15 protein-coding genes are annotated in these 17,571 nt (G+C 73.5%); 4 read left to right on the forward strand and 11 right to left on the reverse strand.

Annotation, left to right across the window (positions count from 1 at the left end; genetic code table 11):
- Positions 1-101: 101 nt before the first annotated feature.
- Complete coding sequence (locus tag ABT296_RS21955; protein WP_351929826.1) at positions 102-1,604, reverse strand: aldehyde dehydrogenase family protein; 1,503 nt, start codon at positions 1,602-1,604, stop codon at positions 102-104.
- A gap of 206 nt (positions 1,605-1,810) precedes the next feature.
- Here ABT296_RS21955 and ABT296_RS21960 point away from each other — a divergent pair, with 206 nt between their 5' ends.
- Positions 1,811-2,563, forward strand: coding sequence for a LolA-like protein (locus ABT296_RS21960; protein ID WP_351929828.1), 753 nt, complete (start codon positions 1,811-1,813; stop codon positions 2,561-2,563).
- A gap of 37 nt (positions 2,564-2,600) precedes the next feature.
- Here ABT296_RS21960 and ABT296_RS21965 read toward each other — a convergent pair whose 3' ends face one another.
- From ABT296_RS21965 to ABT296_RS21995, 7 genes are all read right to left on the reverse strand, one after another.
- Entirely contained in the window at positions 2,601-3,779 is a 1,179-nt protein-coding gene (locus ABT296_RS21965) for an NAD(P)/FAD-dependent oxidoreductase (RefSeq protein ID WP_351929830.1), read from the reverse strand.
- A 129-nt stretch (positions 3,780-3,908) separates the two neighbouring features.
- Entirely contained in the window at positions 3,909-4,745 is an 837-nt protein-coding gene (locus tag ABT296_RS21970) for a serine/threonine kinase C-terminal domain-containing protein (RefSeq protein ID WP_351929831.1), read from the reverse strand.
- 123 nt (positions 4,746-4,868) lie between these two features.
- Positions 4,869-5,858, reverse strand: coding sequence for a malate dehydrogenase (locus tag ABT296_RS21975; protein WP_351929832.1), 990 nt, complete (start codon positions 5,856-5,858; stop codon positions 4,869-4,871).
- Positions 5,859-6,390: 532 nt separating this feature from the next.
- Positions 6,391-7,605: a helix-turn-helix domain-containing protein gene (locus ABT296_RS21980; RefSeq protein WP_351929834.1), complete on the reverse strand. Its 1,215-nt coding sequence runs from the start codon at positions 7,603-7,605 to the stop codon at positions 6,391-6,393.
- A gap of 392 nt (positions 7,606-7,997) precedes the next feature.
- Entirely contained in the window at positions 7,998-8,528 is a 531-nt protein-coding gene (locus tag ABT296_RS21985) for a helix-turn-helix domain-containing protein (RefSeq protein ID WP_351929835.1), read from the reverse strand.
- Positions 8,529-8,774: 246 nt separating this feature from the next.
- Positions 8,775-9,251 (reverse strand): DUF3017 domain-containing protein, encoded by a 477-nt coding sequence (locus tag ABT296_RS21990; protein ID WP_351929837.1) that lies wholly within the window; start codon positions 9,249-9,251, stop codon positions 8,775-8,777.
- Positions 9,241-10,095 carry a bifunctional methylenetetrahydrofolate dehydrogenase/methenyltetrahydrofolate cyclohydrolase gene (locus ABT296_RS21995; RefSeq protein ID WP_351929839.1) on the reverse strand — a complete coding sequence of 285 codons (855 nt, stop codon included), beginning with the start codon at positions 10,093-10,095 and terminating at the stop codon, positions 9,241-9,243. Before ABT296_RS21995 ends, ABT296_RS21990 begins: the two co-directional genes overlap by 11 nt.
- Positions 10,096-10,356: 261 nt before the next feature.
- Here ABT296_RS21995 and ABT296_RS22000 point away from each other — a divergent pair, with 261 nt between their 5' ends.
- A complete protein-coding gene (locus ABT296_RS22000; protein ID WP_351929841.1) occupies positions 10,357-10,956 on the forward strand; it encodes a hypothetical protein in 600 nt (199 codons plus the stop codon).
- A gap of 135 nt (positions 10,957-11,091) precedes the next feature.
- Here ABT296_RS22000 and purH read toward each other — a convergent pair whose 3' ends face one another.
- Both purH and purN read right to left on the reverse strand, forming a co-directional pair.
- A complete protein-coding gene (purH, locus tag ABT296_RS22005) occupies positions 11,092-12,654 on the reverse strand; it encodes a bifunctional phosphoribosylaminoimidazolecarboxamide formyltransferase/IMP cyclohydrolase (RefSeq protein WP_351929843.1) in 1,563 nt (520 codons plus the stop codon).
- Positions 12,651-13,268, reverse strand: a complete 618-nt coding sequence (gene purN, locus ABT296_RS22010; RefSeq protein WP_351929845.1) for a phosphoribosylglycinamide formyltransferase — start codon at positions 13,266-13,268, stop codon at positions 12,651-12,653. The genes purH and purN overlap by 4 nt, the downstream gene beginning before the upstream one ends.
- 306 nt (positions 13,269-13,574) lie before the next feature.
- On the opposite strand from purN, the gene ABT296_RS22015 reads away from it, so the two are divergent.
- A complete protein-coding gene (locus ABT296_RS22015) occupies positions 13,575-14,357 on the forward strand; it encodes a hypothetical protein (protein ID WP_351929847.1) in 783 nt (260 codons plus the stop codon).
- Positions 14,358-14,542: 185 nt separating this feature from the next.
- Here the strand turns inward: ABT296_RS22015 and ABT296_RS22020 are convergent, their stop codons facing one another.
- Positions 14,543-16,216, reverse strand: coding sequence for a cell division protein PerM (locus ABT296_RS22020; protein WP_351929867.1), 1,674 nt, complete (start codon positions 16,214-16,216; stop codon positions 14,543-14,545).
- A gap of 113 nt (positions 16,217-16,329) precedes the next feature.
- Here ABT296_RS22020 and ABT296_RS22025 point away from each other — a divergent pair, with 113 nt between their 5' ends.
- Positions 16,330-17,469, forward strand: coding sequence for a helix-turn-helix domain-containing protein (locus tag ABT296_RS22025; RefSeq protein ID WP_351929849.1), 1,140 nt, complete (start codon positions 16,330-16,332; stop codon positions 17,467-17,469).
- Positions 17,470-17,571 lie beyond the last annotated feature (102 nt).

Here is a 17,571-nt window from a genome sequence, read left to right on the forward strand (position 1 = left end):
TCCAGGGAGGTGCGGGAGGGGACGGGGTCGACCGGGGCGCGCCGGGAGGTCGGACCGGCGGGCCGGGGCGGGCCGGGGCGGGCCGGGGCGGGCCGGGGCGGTCAGCCCGCGAACCAGCGGACGGGCTTCGGCGCGAGGTTCTGGTAGACGTGCTTGGTCTCGCGGTACTCGGCGAGTCCGGCGGGGCCCAGTTCGCGGCCGGTGCCGCTCCTGCCGAAGCCGCCCCACTCCGCCTGCGGGAGGTAGGGGTGGAAGTCGTTGATCCAGACGGTGCCGTGGCGCAGCCGGCCGGCCACGCGCCGGGCGCGGCCCGCGTCGGCGGTCCAGACGGCGCCGGCGAGGCCGTACTCGGTGTCGTTGGCGAGCGCGACGGCCTCGTCCTCGGTGCGGAAGGTCTCCACGGTGAGGACCGGGCCGAACACCTCCTCGCGGACGACGCGCATCCCTCGGTGGCAGGCGTCGAGCACGGTCGGCTCGTAGAAGTAGCCGTCGCCGAGGCCCTCCGGGCGCCGGCCCCCGGTGCGCAGGACGGCGCCCTCCTCCAGCGCGGAGGCGACGTACGCCTCGACCTTGGCGCGCTGCCCGGCGGAGACGAGGGGGCCGCACTCGACGCCGTCGTCGGTGCCGCGGCCGAGGCGGATCAGCGCGGCGCGGCGGGCGAGTTCGGCGACGAAGCGGTCCCGGAGGGACTCCTCGACGATCAGCCGTCCGCCGGCCGAGCAGACCTGACCGCTGTGGATGAAGGCCGCGTTGAGGGCCTGGTCGACGGCGGTGTCGAAGCCCTCGTCGGTGGCGCAGGCGTCGGCGAAGACGACGTTGGGGTTCTTGCCGCCGAGTTCGAGGGCGACCTTCTTCACCGAAGGGGCCGCCGCCTGGGCGACCTTGACGCCGCTGGCCAGGCCGCCGGTGAAGGAGACGAGGTCGACGCCGGGGTGCTCGGCGAGCCGGGCGCCGACCGAACCGCCGGGCCCGGTCACGATGTTGGCGACTCCGGCGGGCAGGCCCGCCTCGGCGAGCAGGCCGATCAGCGCGACGGTCGTCAGCGGGGTGATCTCGCTCGGCTTGACGACGAAGGTGTTGCCCGCGGCGAGCGCCGGCGCGATCTTCCAACTCGCCTGGAGCAGAGGGTAGTTCCAGGGGGTGATCAGGGCGCAGACGCCGACCGGCTCGTGCACGACGACGCTGTGGACGTCGGGCGAGCCGGCGTCCACCACACGGCCCGGGGACTCGGCGGCGACGAGGTCGGCGAAGTAGCGGAAGGCGTCGGCGACGCAGTCGATGTCGACGCGGCCCTCTTCCAGGGTCTTGCCCGCGTCGCGGCTCTCCAGCAGGCCGAGTTCCTCGCGGTCGCGGACCAGGAGGTCGGCGACGCGGCGCAGGAGGGCCGCGCGTTCGGCGACGGGGGTGCGTGGCCAGTCGCCCTCCTGGAAGGCGCGCCGGGCGGCCTCGACCGCGAGATCGGCGTCCTTCTCGTCGCCTTCCGCGACCACGGCGAAGGGCCGGGCGTCCGCCGGGTCGAGGACGTCGCGGGTGGCCCCGGAGAGCGCGTCCCGCCATGCGCCGTCGACGTGGATCGTCCGTCTGTCGTGCTGCTGCCTGGCCATGATCGGTATTGCCTTCCGTTCCTGTTCGGCGCCCCTGAGTCACACGGGTGAGTCCTCCGGGGACCGGCTCCGCCTGCCCGGGCCCGCCGCCCGCATGCGCAGAGGGCCGTCGAAAGTGGGCCGCGTCACTGAACATGCGGACAAAAAAGGCGAAACGTACGCTGTGTGGGTGACGCGCGGGTGACCCGCACCACGGAGGTGACGGCATGGCCGCAAGGGCTCTGATCCCGGTCGCGCTGGGCGCGGCACTGCTGCTGGCGCCGACGGTCCCGGCGGCCGCCGCCGAGGACCCCACCGCGCAGGAGCTGGCCGACGAGGCCGAGCGGAACCTCCGTGAGGCGGACTCGGTCCGTCTGAGGCTGACGGACCGCAGCGAGGGCACCGAGACCGGCACGACCCAGCCGACGTCGATGGACCTGGCCCTGGACCGGTCCGGCAACTGCGCCGGGACGATGGAGATGGGCGCGGACGGCGGCAGCGTCGAGATCGTCAAGCGGGGCGACGAGGTGTGGCTGAAGCCGGACACCGCGTTCTGGAAGGCGCAGGCGCCGGGCGATGAGGGCGAGGCGATGGCCGAGCTGTTCGACGGCCGCTACATCCACGGCTCCACGGACGACGCGCTGCTCAAGGGCATGGCCGACACCTGCGACCTGCGCAACTTCCAGCGGGACACCGGCTCCGGCTCCTCGCCCGGGATCACCTCGCTGAAGAAGGGCGAGGAGACCACCCGGGGCGGCGCGGACGTCTTCCCGCTCACCGGCGAGGTGGACGGCGCACGGACCACGCTCTACGTCACGGCCGACTCGCCGCACCTGCTGGTCGAGGCCACCCAGCGCGACGAGGACACGAACGTACGGCTGAGGTTCTCCGACTACGACGAACCGGTGCCCTCCCGGACCCCGTCCCCGGACGACTCGGTGGACGTGGACCGGCTCCAGGAGGAGCTGCAGAGCATCTAGGCCGGGTCGGACTGTGGGCGCCGCGTGGCAGGCCGGGTCAGACCGCGGGCCTGCGTGTGGCGCGGCCGCCCTTGGAGACGACGGTGGTGACGTTGACGTACCTGCTGAGGCGGTACGTCTTCAGCGGGCTGCCGCTGACCAGCTCCTTGTAGACGGCGGCGGCCCGGCCGGTGAGGCACTGGCGGCGGGGGGTGAAGTCGGCCCGGGTGAACTGGATGACGGCGTCCCGGCGGCCGAGGCTGACGGGCTGGTGGTAGTAGCCGAAGCGGAACGGCTTGACGGGCTTGGCGCGCAGCAGCCGCGCCACGGTGTCGGCGGTGTACTGGGCGGTGGGCAGCCCGCTCTGGCAGGAGCCGTGCAGCTCGCCCCAGGCCAGGCGCACCGCGACGGCGTCACCCACGGCATGGATCTCGGGGTGGGACACGGACCGCAGTGTGCCGTCGACGACGATCAGACCGCGCTCGTCGGTGGCGATCCCGGCGTCGGCGGCGAGGACGGGGGCCTTGACTCCGGTGGTCCACAGACAGGCGTCGCCCTCGACGCGCCGGCCGTCGGCCAGTTCCACGGCGTCGGTGAGCACCTTGGTGACGCGGGCACCGGTGACGACGGTGATGCCGAGCCGGTCCAGCGCGCGGCGGAGATGGGCGCGGGCCCTGGGCCCCATCGTCGTACCGGGCTCGTCCGGGCTGATCAGCGTGACCCGTACCGCGGGCCGGGCCTCCGCGATCTCGGTGGCCGCCTCGATGCCGGTGAGACCGGCGCCGCACACGGTGACGGTGCCGCCGACGGCCGCGACTTCGGTGAGCCGGGCGGCGAACCGACCCGCGGCCTCCACGCCGTTGAGGGTGAAGGCGTGCTCGGCGGCGCCGGGGACCCGGCCGGTGTCGGTCGAACTGCCCAGCGCGTAGACGAGGGTGTCGTAGCCGAGGGGTGTGGTGCCGTCGACGGTGACGGTCCGGCTCCCGGGGTCGATGGCGGTCGCGGTGCCCTCGACGAACCGGACGCCGGTGCCGGCGAGCAGCTCGGTGATGCGGTGCTCGGCGAGCGTCTGCCCGGCGGCGACCTGGTGCATCCGCAGCCGCTCCACGAACCGGCCCGACGGGTTGACCAGGGTGATGCGCACGCCGGTCCGGCGGGTGCGGTGGGCGAGCCGGACGGCGGTGAACATACCGGTGTAGCCCGCGCCGAGAACGACGATGTGGCGGCCGTCGGTCATCTCTGTCTCCTCTGCTGGGCACCGGCTCCGGCGCCGGTGACGCCCATGGGACAGCCGGCCCGGCACGGTTGTGACCGCCGGCCGGTATGACCCGGGTCACACCCGTGGCCGGCCCGAGCCGGCGCCCCGTCACCCGCAGTCGGTGTCCGCCGGGCAGAAGGAGGTCAGGGCGGTGGTCAGGGGTGCGCGGATCCGGTCGGGGGCCAGGTCCTCGGGGCCGGTGGCGCGGATCGCGTACGGCGTGCCGTCCGCGGCGCGGAAGCGGTGGTCGACGACGAGGCGGGGGCCCTTGTCCCGGTCGTCGTAGCGGTAGGTGAGTTCCGCGAAGTCCGGGCCGGAGTCCCGGGCGAGGACCTGGTAGCCGGCGCGGCTCTCGAAGCCGTACCCGGGGTCGGTCTCGGCCCGCGTCAGCGACTCCTCGACGCTCGCCTCCGTGATCCGGAAGATCTGCAGCTGACGGCCGTCGCCGGGGGCGTCGTAGAAGACCACCGGAGCCGCCTCGCCCGGCTGCTGACGGCGGATCCAGTCCTCGGGGACGAAGAGGACGTAGCCGACGGGGTCCTCGGCACGCCGGTAGCCGGACGGGGGTTCCTCCTCGTCAGGGGGCGAGCTCTGCGGGGCGGGCGACGACCGCGGGGGCGGGCCGGTGGTGACGGTCGTGTCCGTGGCGGTGGGCGGGGCCGCCGCGGCGGGGCTGCCGCCGCCGTCGTCCCTGATCAGGGTCCACACCCCGGCGCCGACACCCGCGCCGAGGACGACCGCGGCCAGCAGCGCCAGGAGCACCCGCCGGGGGCGCGGGGCATCAGGCGGAGGAGGCGGGGGCGGGGGCGGGGGCGGTGTGTACGGGGACGCTCCGTGGATCTGCGTCTCGGCCGTGGACCAGGGCGGTACGGCGCCGTCCGGCCGGCGTGCCGACCAGGGGGCCTGGCCCTCTTCCTCGCTCGGCCCGTGTCCCCATCCGCTCATCGCGAAGCCCCCGAATCGCCGTACCGGGTAACGCAGTTCGACGGTAACGGCAGAACGGGCCACAGGCCCCGTTCCGGCGGAAACCGGAACGGGGCCTGTGCGGGTGGTGCGATGCTGCCGGGCTCAGATGAGGCCGAGGGCGCGGACCGCCTCGCGCTCCTCCGCGAGCTCCGCGACGGAGGCGTCGATGCGGGTGCGGGAGAACTCGTTGATCTCCAGGCCCTGGACGATCTCGTACACGCCGTCCTTGGTGGTGACGGGGAAGGAGGAGATGAGGCCCTCCGGCACGCCGTAGGAACCGTCGGACGGGATGCCCATGGAGACCCAGTCGCCGTCGGCGGTGCCGTTGACCCAGGTGTGGACGTGGTCGATGGCGGCGTTGGCGGCGGAGGCGGCCGACGAGGCGCCACGGGCCTCGATGATGGCGGCGCCGCGCTTGGCGACGGTCGGGATGAAGTCCTCGGCCAGCCACTTCTCGTCGTTGACGACCTCGGCGGCGTTCTTGCCGGCGATGGTGGCGTGGAAGATGTCCGGGTACTGGGTGGCGGAGTGGTTGCCCCAGATGGTGAGCCGCTGGATGTCGGCGACCGTGGAACCGGTCTTCTTCGCGAGCTGGGTCAGCGCGCGGTTGTGGTCCAGGCGGGTCATCGCGGTGAAGCGCTCGGCCGGTACGTCCGGGGCGGCGGCCTGGGCGATCAGGGCGTTGGTGTTGGCCGGGTTGCCGACGACGAGGACCTTGATGTCGTCCGCGGCGTGGTCGTTGATGGCCTTGCCCTGCGGCTTGAAGATGCCGCCGTTGGCCTCCAGGAGGTCGCCGCGCTCCATGCCCTTGGTGCGCGGGCGGGCGCCCACGAGGAGGGCGACGTTGGCGCCGTCGAAGGCGACGTTCGGGTCGTCGCTGATCTCGATGCCCTGAAGCAGCGGGAACGCGCAGTCGTCCAGCTCCATGGCCGTGCCCTCGGCGGCCTTCAGCGCCGGGGTGATCTCCAGCAGACGCAGCTTGACCGGCACGTCCGCGCCGAGCAGCTGGCCGGAGGCGATGCGGAAGAGCAGGGCGTAACCGATCTGGCCGGCCGCGCCGGTGACGGTGACGTTCACGGGAGTGCGGGTCATGGCGTTCTCCGTATGACAGCAGGCGGTGGGGCGTCCCTGCCCCTGGGGTACGGGATCCCGTCCGCCCCGGTTTGTCACCGGTGCCAGCCGCGATGATCGATCACGGATACGTTTGATCGATCTCTTGGCGTCAAGAGAGATCCAGCGGTCAGGCTATCGCGCATCCGGGATCCCGGACGTCCGGGTCGGTGTGGCCCAGCCCACAGCCCCTCGAAAGGGGCGGCCGCCCGGCCCGGAAGGGGGGACACGGACGGCCGCCAAGTGGGGGTACCGAACAGCCGGACTCCCGTGGGGGTACAGAGCGCGTGCCCCCATTCCGGGCAACTATTCCTCCGCGCCCGAGACGACCGTGGCCGAGGAGCCCGAGAAGCCGGCGCCGCAGGCAGCCGCACCCGCGGCCGCCGACGACGCCCAGGCCCCACAGGGGGCCACCCGCACCAAACAACGAAACCAGCACGGGTGGTGCGGTTGGGAACAACAAGGCCGAGGGCGAAGCCGAGGCCGCAGCCCCGCCCCGCCCCCAGCGGCAGCGTTACGGCGTGCACCCCTTCTCGCCCGCGGCCAGCGTCACGCAGGCCTTCGCATCGCCGGCGTCCTTCACCGCGACCATCGGGGTGTACGCGATCGTGTCGCCGGTGACCGTGATGGCCCCCGTCTCCTCGGCCTTGCCCGCCGTCACCCGGACCTCGTCACCCTCGGCCCCCTGCGTGATGCGACCCCAGGCCGCCCCGCAGGTCTCGCTGTAGCGGACCTCGACCACCGTCGTGCCCACGGTCGCGGTCTTCGCGGTGGTCACCAGGTCGCCGCTGCACCCCATGGCCTCGGCGTCCTTGCCGGTGCACGAGGCTCCGCTGCACTCGACGCCCGGCGGCAGGTCCGCCTCCTTGGTGACCGTCGGCGACGGGGACGGTCCGCCGCCCTCGTTCTCCTTGCCGCCGGGATCCGTGAGGTAGAGCGCCAGGGCCACCACGACGAGCACGCCCACGACGCCCACGAGGAACATCGTCAGCCGCCGCTTGCCCCGGCTCTCGCCCGACCGCCCGCGACCCCTGCCCGAAGGACCCGAAGGACCCGCGGGCCCCGAGGACGCGCCGTAGGACGGGGCGGGCCCGGCCCCGGACCCGGAGGAAGGACTCGGCGAGGCCGTCGGCCTCGCCCCCGTCCGGGAGGGCCCCTGGTAACCGGCCAGCCCCCAGGAGTTGGTGCCCGAGGACGCGCCGTCCCCGGCCTCCTCGGCCGCGTCCCGGACGGAGCCGGCGTCCCGGCCCCCCTCCGGCGCGGACGTGGCGGTGTGCGGCGGCACCGTGGGCGCGACGCCCGCCGGACCCGCCACCCCGGGCGTCGCCGTGGCGCTGGCGCCCCTGCGGGCCGCCCGGCCGCCGCCCTTGGCGTTCGCCGGAGGCGTGCCGAACTCCCCGAGCGCGGCACGCGCCTGGGAGATCCGGATCGCCTCCATCGTCATGTCGTGGCGCATCTCCGAACGGCTCCACGCCCGCTCGGCCAGCTCCCACATCGTCGTGAGATGGACCGGATTGGTCCCGGTGACCTCCGCCAGCGCGACGATCGCGCCCTTCGGCGCGAGCAGCCGGCCGTTCAGATACCGCTCCCAGGACGTCTTGCTGTAGCCCGTGCGGTCGGACACTGCCGCCACACTGAGGCCACTGCGGTCCACGAGCCTGCGCAACTGGCTCGCGAACTCCCTGACTTGCGGATCCAGTTCGTCCGGCAAGTCCTTCCAACGAGGCATCGCTTCCCCCCTCTTCCCCCGGTCCGTGCTGTTCGTTCCCCCGCGCGGGCCCTCTGCCGAGTCCCGATGTGGCTACCCACAGGGATGCGCCCGGTCAGGATCTCAGTTCCCGGGGTGGGGGCGCACAGGAGTGTCGGAGGCCGCGGGCATGCACCGTCGCACGCCCACCGGGCCGGGGTCCAGTCTTCCACCGACCCGTCCCCCTCGGCCGCTCTCCCCCTGGTGAAACCGCCGACAGCCGTTCGAGACGCCCCGGACCGTCCCGATTGGCCACGCTAGCCCGACTGTCGAACGACTTCGCTCCAAATCCGCAAACTTGTCAACACATCGCCACACAGGACGCACATATGCCGTCACAGAGAGCACACAGGGAACCGGTTCCCGCGAGGGTCTCAACCGAGTGCGTACGCTCCGCCCAGCACCGTCAGCACCAGGAGCAGGGTCAGCCCCGCGGCGGCGAGAAGCAGCCGGCGCGGCCAGTCGACGGAGGGCGGCCCCGCGGCGGGCGGGGCCTCCCACCACGGCACGGTCGGATCATCCTCGTACCCGTCGCCCAGCGCCGCGCCCCCGTACGCCTCCCCCAGCACCACGCCTCCGTACCCCTCGCCCGGCGCCTCCCCCTCCGCCACTCCCCTGGGCCCCGCCGTACGCGGCCACACCTGCACCGCCAGCTCCCAGCGCACGACGAACCGCTCGGCGTCCGGCCCCGACTCCCCCGCCACCCGGCACAGCGCGTCGACCGCCTGCCTGGGCGGCGGCTGGACGGCGTTGAGATAGCGCTGCCACGAGGACTTGCTGTACGCGGTGCGCGCGCCCAGCGCGACCAGGCTGAGCCCGGTGCGGTCCTTCAGGAGCCGTAGCTGGGTCACGAAGTGCCGCACCTCCGGCGGCAGTTCGTCCGGCAGTGGCTGCCAGTCGCCCATCGCCCACCTCCCGGCACATTCGGCTCCCCGCCCCGACCGAGTGACGACGGCGGCCCGCGTGTCGGTTCCGCCGGACGGCCCGCTGTGGCACGCCACGGACACCTCGGCGGAACGGTCACCGCTGTGCCACAGCGCCCGGCCGGCCGTTGTCCGGGGCCTTCGCCGCGCGGGAAGGTGGACGCACGGCGGCGGCCCGTCCTTGCTCGGGGGAGAGGACGGGCCGCCGTCGTGCGTATTACGGAGGAGTCAGTTGCTGACCGTGAAGTGCAGGGTGTCCTTCAAGAAGGGGATCTCCAGCCACGGCTTCGGCTGCACCATCATCGCCAGCAGCACGATCGCCGCGCCCAGCACGCCGTACGTGACGATGTCGGTGAAGCGGGAGCGGACGGCGAGCATGCCGACGTCGGGCAGCAGCCAGCGCAGCGCCCCGCCGGCCAGCAGGGCGACGCCGATCAGCAGGGTGCCCAGGCGGAAGGTGTCCAGGGCCGTCAGCAGCAGGCCGAGCGCGACCAGCGCCAGGACCAGCAGGATCGGCCACTGCCGGGCGGGTGCCGGGGCGTCACCGGGTGCCGCCCGGCCGCCGCCCTCGGGCCGTGCGGTGTCCCGGGTGAACAGCGGGAAGCGGCGGGTGGTCCGGCGCGGCCTGCCCTCGGCGTCCGGGGCGCTGACCGGGTCCGTGACCTCGATCTCGTCCTCCTGCTCCGGGGGCCGTTCAGCCGACACTGCGCTCCGCCGCCTCGACCACGTTGACCAGCAGCTGGGCCCGGGTCATCGGGCCGACGCCGCCGGGGTTGGGGGAGATGAATCCGGCCACCTCGCGCACGTCCGGGTGGACATCGCCGACGATCTTGCCCTCGGCGCTGCGGGAGACACCGACGTCGAGGACGGCGGCGCCCGGCTTGACGTCCTCGGCGCGGATCAGATGGGCGGAACCGGCGGCGGCGACGATGATGTCGGCGCGCTTGAGGTGGGCCGACAGATCACGGGTGCCGGTGTGGCACTGGGTCACGGTGGCGTTCTCGCTGCGCCGGGTGAGCAGCAGCGGCATCGGCCGGCCGATGGTGACTCCGCGGCCGACGACCACGACCTCGGCTCCCTTGATCTCCACGCCGTAGCGGCGCAGCAGGGTCAGGACGCCGTTGGGGGTGCAGGGCAGCGGGGCCGGCTCGTTGAGGACGAGGCGGCCGAGGTTCATCGGGTGCAGGCCGTCGGCGTCCTTGGCGGGGTCCATCAGTTCCAGGATGCGGTTCTCGTCGATGCCCCTGGGCAGCGGCAGCTGGACGATGTAGCCGGTGCAGTCGGGGTCCTCGTTCAGCTCCCGTACGACGGCCTCGATCTCCTCCTGGGTGGCGGTGGCGGGCAGTTCGCGCTGGATGGAGGCGATGCCGACCTCCGCGCAGTCGCGGTGCTTGCCCGCGACGTACTTCTGGCTGCCGGGGTCTTCCCCGACCAGGATCGTGCCGAGGCCGGGCGTGACGCCCTTCTCCTTCAGCGCCGCCACGCGGGCGGTCAGATCGGACTTGATCGCGGCTGCGGTGGCCTTGCCATCGAGAATCTGGGCGGTCATGACCCCATCCTCGCGGATGACCGGGTCCCGGTTCCAATCCGGGTCCCCGGGCGGACACCCCGCCCGGTCCGCACATGATCAGCGATGTTGCACTTGCACAACACATAGCGATTGCGGCTGGACAACGAACCGGCCACTGAAGAACGATTGTCGACACAGTGCCGCGGGCAGTACCGGGGGGACGAACCGCATCTGTTGAACCCTCCTCCGAGACCGTGCCGCTCGTCGTCCCCTGCACCATCCAACCGGAGGAAGATCGCCATGAGTTTCGGCGAACCGAACAGCCCCTACGGCCCCCCGCCCCAGCAGCCCCAGGCCCCCGGCTACGGCTACCCGAACCAGGCACCGCCCGGAGTCCCCCCGCAGGGCTACGGCGCCTACCCTTCGGCCCCTCCGGTGCCGGGCGGTTACGGCTACCCGCCGGTCGGACCCGCCCAGATGCCCGGCATCACGCGTGCCGCGCAGATCATGCTCGGCGTCATCGTGCTGGCGCACGCGGTCATCGCGGGTCTGTACGCCTACACGCTGACGCGGTGGGACGAGACGATCGCCGAGGCCGGTATCGACGGCAGCTCCCAGGCCGAGGAGATCGCGGACCTCGGCAAGGGCATCATCGTCTTCCTCCTCGGCCTCGCCGCGGTCTTCGCACTGCTCGGTCTGGCGCTGGTGTTCCAGTACGCGAAGGGCGGCAACGGCGTCCGGGTCTGCTCGATCGTGTACGGCTCCTTCGCGATCATCACCGGCATCTTCATGATCGCCGCGTGGGGCATCGGACTGCTGATCATCGTCGTGGCGATCCTGCTGATCGTGTTCGCGGCGAAGCGGGCCAGCGCGGAGTGGTTCAACCGGCCCCGGTTCTGAACCGCCCGCCCGCCCGGGCGCGTTGCCTGACGAAACGGCCCCTGGCCCTCCTTCGGGGAGGACCAGGGGCCGTTTCACGGGCCGGCCGTCGGGGCGGCCCCGGAAGGCCGCCCCGACGGTCGTACCGCTGCCCGCTCAGTGGAAGAAGTGCCGGGTCCCCGTGAAGTACATCGTCACGCCCGCCTTCTTCGCGGCTTCGACGACCTGCTCGTCGCGGACCGAGCCGCCGGGCTGGACCACGGCCTTCACGCCGGCCTCGGTGAGGATCTCCAGGCCGTCGGGGAAGGGGAAGAACGCGTCGGAGGCGGCGTAGGAGCCCTGGGCGCGCTCGGTGCCGGCCCGCTCGACCGCGAGCTTCGCGGAGTCGACGCGGTTGACCTGGCCCATGCCGACGCCCACCGAGGCGCCGTCCTTGGCGAGCAGGATGGCGTTGGACTTCACCGCGCGGCAGGCCCGCCAGGCGAAGGCCAGCTCGGCGAGTTCGGCGGCGGACAGCGCCTCGCCGGTCGCGAGGGTCCAGTTCGCCGGGTCGTCGCCGTCGGCCTGGAGGCGGTCGGTGACCTGGAGGAGCGCGCCGCCGTCGATGGCCTTGACCTCGACCGGGGCGGCCGGGGCCTCGGGGCAGCGCAGGACGCGGATGTTCTTCTTCTTGGTGAGGGCCTCCAGGGCCCCCTCCTCGTAGTCGGGCGCCACGATGACCTCGGTGAAGATCTCCGCGACCTGCTCGGCCATCTCCTTGGACACCGGGCGGTTGACGGCGATCACGCCGCCGAACGCCGACAGCGGGTCGCAGGCGTGCGCCTTGCGGTGCGCCTCGGCGACGTCCGCGCCGACCGCGATACCGCACGGGTTGGCGTGCTTGATGATCGCGACGGCCGGCTCGTCGTGGTCGTACGCGGCACGGCGGGCGGCGTCCGTGTCCGTGTAGTTGTTGTACGACATCTCCTTGCCGTGCAGCTGCTCGGCCTCGGCGAGCCCGCCGGACTCGGAGGTGTACAGCGCGGCCGGCTGGTGCGGGTTCTCGCCGTAGCGCAGGGTGTTCTTGCGCTCCCAGGTCGCGCCGAGGAAGTCGGGGAACCGGGACTCGTCGACGGGCGCGTACTCCGAGGCGAACCAGCTCGCCACGGCCACGTCGTACGCCGCCGTGTGCTGGAAGGCCTCCGCCGCGAGCCGCTTGCGGGTGACCAGGTCGAACCCGCCGTCCTTGACGGCTCCGAGCACGTCGGCGTACCACTCGGGGCTGGTGACGACCGCGACCGACGGGTGGTTCTTGGCGGCGGCGCGGACCATGGAGGGGCCGCCGATGTCGATCTGCTCGACGCACTCGTCGGGGGTGGCGCCGGAGGCGACGGTCTCGCGGAACGGGTAGAGGTTGACGACGACCAGGTCGAACGGCTCGACGCCCAGCTCGGCCAGCTGCCGCCGGTGGTCCTCCAGGCGCAGGTCGGCGAGGATGCCCGCGTGGACCCTCGGGTGCAGCGTCTTGACGCGGCCGTCCAGGCACTCGGGGAAGCCGGTGAGCTCCTCGACCTTGGTGACGGGGACGCCGGCGGCGGCGATGCGGGAGGCGGTGGAGCCGGTGGAGACGAGGGCCACGCCCGCCTCGTGCAGGCCGCGCGCGAGCTCCTCCAGCCCGGTCTTGTCGTAGACGCTGACGAGCGCCCGGCGAATCGGCCGCTTGTTGCTCTCGGCGGTCACTGGATAACTACCTTTCGTCCCTCAATGCGATAGCCGTTGCGGGCGAGCCGCCCCACGACCTCGACGAGCAGCCTGCGCTCGACTTCCTTGATGCGCTCGTGCAGAGCGCTCTCGTCGTCCTCGTCCCGGACCTCGACCACGCCCTGCGCGATGATCGGCCCGGTGTCGACGCCGTCGTCGACGAAGTGGACGGTGCAGCCGGTGACCCGGGCGCCGTACGCGAGTGCGTCACGGACGCCGTGGGCGCCGGGAAAACTGGGCAGCAGGGCGGGGTGCGTGTTGACGAACCGCCCGCCGAAGCGCGCGAGGAACTCCTTGCCGACGATCTTCATGAACCCGGCGGAGACGACGAGGTCGGGCTCGTGGGCCGCGACGGCCTCGGCGAGCGCCGCGTCCCACGCGTCCCGGCTGTCGAAGTCCTTGACCTTGCGCACGAAGGTCGGGATCCCGGCGCGCTCGGCGCGGGCCAGCCCTTCGATCCCCTCGCGGTCCGCGCCGACGGCCACGATCTCGGCGCCGTAGGCCCCGGTGCCGGTCTCGGCGATGGCGTCGAGCAGCGCCTGGAGGTTGGTGCCGGATCCGGAGACCAGCACGACAAGGCGCTTGGCAGCCACAGCGGGGGCCTTTCTCGGGGGTACGTCGGTGCGGTGGCCGGAGTCCGGACGTCGTTTGTACGTTCGTACGAATGCTTCGGGCTCCCGGATACGGGGAAGCCTACGAAGCGGCCGACCGCCAGCAACGATACCGGCACACCGGGCAGCCCCCACGGGACGGGGGCGTGGCCGGAAGGTAGCGTCTGGGAGGGACCGGGTCGGGAACGCCGTTCGTGGACGGTGCGTTCACAGGGTGACGGATCTGGTTCCGCTCGGCAGTGCCCGTACTTGTCAGCCGTAATCACCTAGGGGAAGACGCCCACTTTGATGCCGGACCGCAGCCTGCGACTGCTCACGCTCCCCCCGCAGTCGGTGCAGGGAAGGGAGCGCCTCGGCGTACTGCTGCGCGAGCGGCCCGCCTCGCCGCCGGACGCGCCGTCGGGCGGCGACAACGGCGACGAGCGGGGGGACGCCTCGAAGCCCGCGGACGACAACCCCTTCGCCCCGCCCGCGGAGGGCACCCCGGACCGGCCGTGGCAGCCGCGGCGGCCGGCGTCGGGCGACGACGGCCGGAACTCGTCCTGGGGCGGGCGGTGGAGCGACCGCCAGCCCCGCCGTTCCTCCGGCAACTTCGGCGACCGGCCCGGCACCGGCCCGGACGGCCCGAACAACAGCGGCAACGGCAACGGCGGCCCCGGCACGGGGATGCGCTGGGACCCCACGGACCCGGCCCAGCGACGGGGGCGGTACGCCCTGCTGTGCGGCATGTGGGCGTTCTTCTTCGCGCTGTTCAGCTGGCCGTCGGTCGCCCTGATGCTGGGCGCGCTGGCCATGTACTGGGGCATCAGCTCCCTGCGCGCCAAGCCGCGCGGCGCCGACCCCGACAACCCGGCCCCCGCACAGACGGGCCGCCCCCAGACCACGGCGGCGATCAGCGGCCTGGTCACTGCCTCACTGGCCCTGGCCCTGGTGGCAGCGGGCTTCACGGCAAAACTGGTCTACAGCGACTACTACACCTGCACCGCGGACGCCCTGACCAACGAAGCGAAGCAGTCCTGCGAAGACCACCTCCCCAAGGAACTCCGGGGAATCCTGAGCACAGACAGCTGACCCACGCGCGAGGCCGGGGCGAGACCCCATCCAGCCCGTCCGCCTCCCAGGCAACGGCCGAGGCGAGACCCCATCCAGCCCGTCCGGCGTTTGAGGACGAGGCCCTTTCGGGGCCGAAGCGGGGGTCCGGGGGCGGCAGCCCCCGGGGTCGGGACGGGAAGGGGCGGCGGGGGCGAGAACCCCCCTCACCCGGCATCCGCCGCGTCCCCCCGCCCGGACGCCTCCCGCAACGCCGCCCACCGAGCCTCACGCGCCGCGTCATCGACACCCCAGGCCCGCACCTCCGGCTCCGGCCCGCCATCGGGCTCGGCAGGCAACAGGTCGTACGGCCCGCCGTCCGAGCCGTCATCGACAACACCCTCGGCAACCTCCGTACCCCCACCCCCACCCCCACCCTCACGCCGCCACGAGAACCGCGCACCCCACCCACGCTCGGCTTCGTCGGCCCCGGCACCGGAACCACCGCCCTCCTCCCCCACCCGAGGCTTCCCGACCCGCGCCCTCGGCCCCTCGGCCACCCCCCGGCACCCCCACCCCCGCACCCCCACAGCCACAGGCACGGCCACCCCCGCCCCCCACACCAGCACCGCCACCCCCACCTGCCACCACACCGGCCCGAAGCTCGCAAGAGACGCCACCCCGAGCGGCCCGCCCGCAACCCCGGCCAGCAGCGCCACCCCCGCCGCCGCCAGCCCCACCGCCCCCAGAGTCACGCCCGCAGTCCGCCCCCGCGACCACACCTCAGCACCACCACGCCCACCACGCCCACCACGCCCGCCACGCCCGCCACACCCCGCCCGCCCCACGAACCACCCCACGGTCACCCCCGCCGCCACCGGCACCGCCCCGGCCGCCCAGTTGACCCAACCCCCCGCCCCCTCCTCCGGCACCGCCGCCAGCAACGGAAACGGCGGCAGCAACGCGGCGGGCGAGGAGGACAGCGGCCCCACGACATGCCCCGCGCCCAGCGAGAACCCGGGCCCCAGCGAGTACGCCGTCGCCCACACCGCCGCGTTCGGCATCAGCGTCAGACACAGCAGCAGTACGGCGAACTGCCCCGAGAACCCCTCCGTGACCCGCAGGAACGACTCCCGCGCAGCGCCCCCGTGCCAGACCAGCGCCACCGCGAGGAGCAACGCCCCGCCCCCGACGAGCACGGCCACCCCCGCCCCCGCCGCCCGTACCGCGGTGTCGAGCCGGGCCCGGGCGGCCGGCCCGACGAAGGGCCGCCGTACACCCGCCGGCATCAACAGCAGCACCTCGTCCACGGCGTCCCGCGGCCGTCCGTAGGCGGTCCAGACCCCCGCCGCTGCGGCCACCGCGACGACGAGCGGCACGCACACACCGGTCCACACCCAGTCCGGCCGCAGCGTCCCGCCCGCCGCGTACCAGGCGGCGGCCCCGCCGACGGCGAGGTAGCCGGCCACGACGCCCGCCCACGCCGTACGCCCGGAGACGGGTTCGCGCTCCCCCTCCCCGCTGAACACGTCACCCGCGTCCCCTTCCGCCGCGTCCCCCTCGACCGCGTCCCGCGCCGCTCGGAAGGCCAGCCAGACCGGCAGCGCGAGCAGCAGCAGCGGGGTGACGCCGACCGGCGCCGGCGCCCCGGACAGCGTGTCGGTGCGGATCAGCTCGGCCCCGTGGGCCAGCAGCCACAGCCCCGCCGCCACATGCAGCGCTCCCCCCGGCCCGCTGTCCGGGTACGGCGAACTGATCCACAGCATCATCACGAGGACGGCGAACGCGCCCAGCCCCAGCCAGGCGGCGACCGCGCCCCCCAGGAGGCCGGCGACCAGCCCCGGGGAGCGGTCGCGCAACCGGCTGAGCAGGGACGACAAGGGCGATCGGCGAGCGGTCATCTGGATCACGCCGCCATGCTCCCAACGACACGCGCTTTACGGGCGTAACAGGCGAACTTCCGCTGTGTCGCTCAATATACGTTTATGTTCTTTTCTGTACGAAGGGGCACCCTGTGACGCAGAGCCCGGCATCCCCGCTCCCCCCGCCCAAGGAACGCCGACGCCTGCGCGAGGCACGTTCGTTGACGCAGGCTCAGGTCGCGGCGCGGGTCGGTGTCACCCGGGAGACGGTGCGCGCGTGGGAGACCGGCCGTACGACTCCACGGGGCCGCAAGAGGGAGGCGTACGTGAGACTGCTGGGCGAGACGGCCGCTCAGGAACCGTCGGCCAGGCCCGAGGTGGAGGCGGAACGGGAGGCCCTCCCCGCAGGAAGTGGCGCGTCCGCATCTCCCGTGGAGCGGCCGCACCAGCCGGAGGCGCTCGACCGGAAGCCCCTGCCCGCGTCCACCGCCGCCACCCTGACGCCCGCTCAGGCGTTCGACGCGCTCTACGCGTTCTGCGCGCCCTCCCTGGTGCGCCAGGCCTATCTGCTCTCCGGGCGGCGGGAGCTGGCCCGGGAGTCGGTGGAGCGGGCCTTTCAACTCGCCTGGCAGCGCTGGCCGGAGGTGGCCGTCGACCCCGACCCGGCCGGCTGGGTGCGGGCGACGGCGTACGAGTACGCGCTCTCCCCCTGGCACCGTTTCCGCCCCCGCTACCGCCACCCCGAACCGCCGCCGGCGAACGCCTCCGACCGGGCGCTGCTGGAGGTGCTCCTCACGCTGCCGCCGCCGTACCGCCGCACCCTGCTGCTCTACGACGGGGTGGGGCTCGACCTGCCGGACACGGCGGCGGAGACGGAGGCGAGCACGCCCGCGGCGGCCAACCGGCTGCTGCACGCCCGCGAGGCGGTGGCCGAGCGGCTGCCCGAACTCGCCGACCCGGCCGTGCTCCACCGCCGACTGGCGGAGACGGCGTCCGCCGAGCGTCTGCGCGCGGCCAAGCCGCCGACGGTCCGCACCGGGAGCGAGCGCCGGGCCACCTTCTGGACCCGCGCCGCCATCGCCTTCACCGTCGCCCTGATCGGCACCACAGCGCTGAGCCTGCGCACGGCGCCGACCCGGTACGAGCCGCCGGTCGCCCCGGGCGCCACGGTCCAGGGCGTGCCGCCGAACGTGGCGCCCGGCCCGCTGTCGGAGAAGGAGCAGGAGCTGCGGAAGAAGCTGCGCGAGGAGACCGTGAGCGGCCCGGACCGGCTGGTGCCGCAGCTGCGCTGAACGGGACGGCGCCGAACGGGACGGTCGAACGCCGATGGGCCCGTCCCCCGTGCGGGGGACCGGGCCCGCGGGGGTCGACCGGGAAAGGCAGGCGCAGTGGAA

This window comes from Streptomyces sp. NPDC000983, assembly GCF_040299205.1.
GTDB lineage: Bacteria > Actinomycetota > Actinomycetes > Streptomycetales > Streptomycetaceae > Streptomyces.

What these genes read in the sequence shown, in the direction of transcription:
- ABT296_RS21955 (WP_351929826.1), bottom strand. Translation starts at nt 1,604, where the DNA reads ATGGCCAGGCAGCAGCACGACAGACGGACGATCCACGTCGACGGCGCA.
- ABT296_RS21960 (WP_351929828.1), top strand. Translation starts at nt 1,811, where the DNA reads ATGGCCGCAAGGGCTCTGATCCCGGTCGCGCTGGGCGCGGCACTGCTG.
- ABT296_RS21965 (WP_351929830.1), bottom strand. Translation starts at nt 3,779, where the DNA reads ATGACCGACGGCCGCCACATCGTCGTTCTCGGCGCGGGCTACACCGGT.
- ABT296_RS21970 (WP_351929831.1), bottom strand. Translation starts at nt 4,745, where the DNA reads ATGAGCGGATGGGGACACGGGCCGAGCGAGGAAGAGGGCCAGGCCCCC.
- ABT296_RS21975 (WP_351929832.1), bottom strand. Translation starts at nt 5,858, where the DNA reads ATGACCCGCACTCCCGTGAACGTCACCGTCACCGGCGCGGCCGGCCAG.
- ABT296_RS21980 (WP_351929834.1), bottom strand. Translation starts at nt 7,605, where the DNA reads ATGCCTCGTTGGAAGGACTTGCCGGACGAACTGGATCCGCAAGTCAGG.
- ABT296_RS21985 (WP_351929835.1), bottom strand. Translation starts at nt 8,528, where the DNA reads ATGGGCGACTGGCAGCCACTGCCGGACGAACTGCCGCCGGAGGTGCGG.
- ABT296_RS21995 (WP_351929839.1), bottom strand. Translation starts at nt 10,095, where the DNA reads ATGACCGCCCAGATTCTCGATGGCAAGGCCACCGCAGCCGCGATCAAG.
- ABT296_RS22000 (WP_351929841.1), top strand. Translation starts at nt 10,357, where the DNA reads ATGAGTTTCGGCGAACCGAACAGCCCCTACGGCCCCCCGCCCCAGCAG.
- ABT296_RS22015 (WP_351929847.1), top strand. Translation starts at nt 13,575, where the DNA reads ATGCCGGACCGCAGCCTGCGACTGCTCACGCTCCCCCCGCAGTCGGTG.
- ABT296_RS22020 (WP_351929867.1), bottom strand. Translation starts at nt 16,216, where the DNA reads ATGACCGCTCGCCGATCGCCCTTGTCGTCCCTGCTCAGCCGGTTGCGC.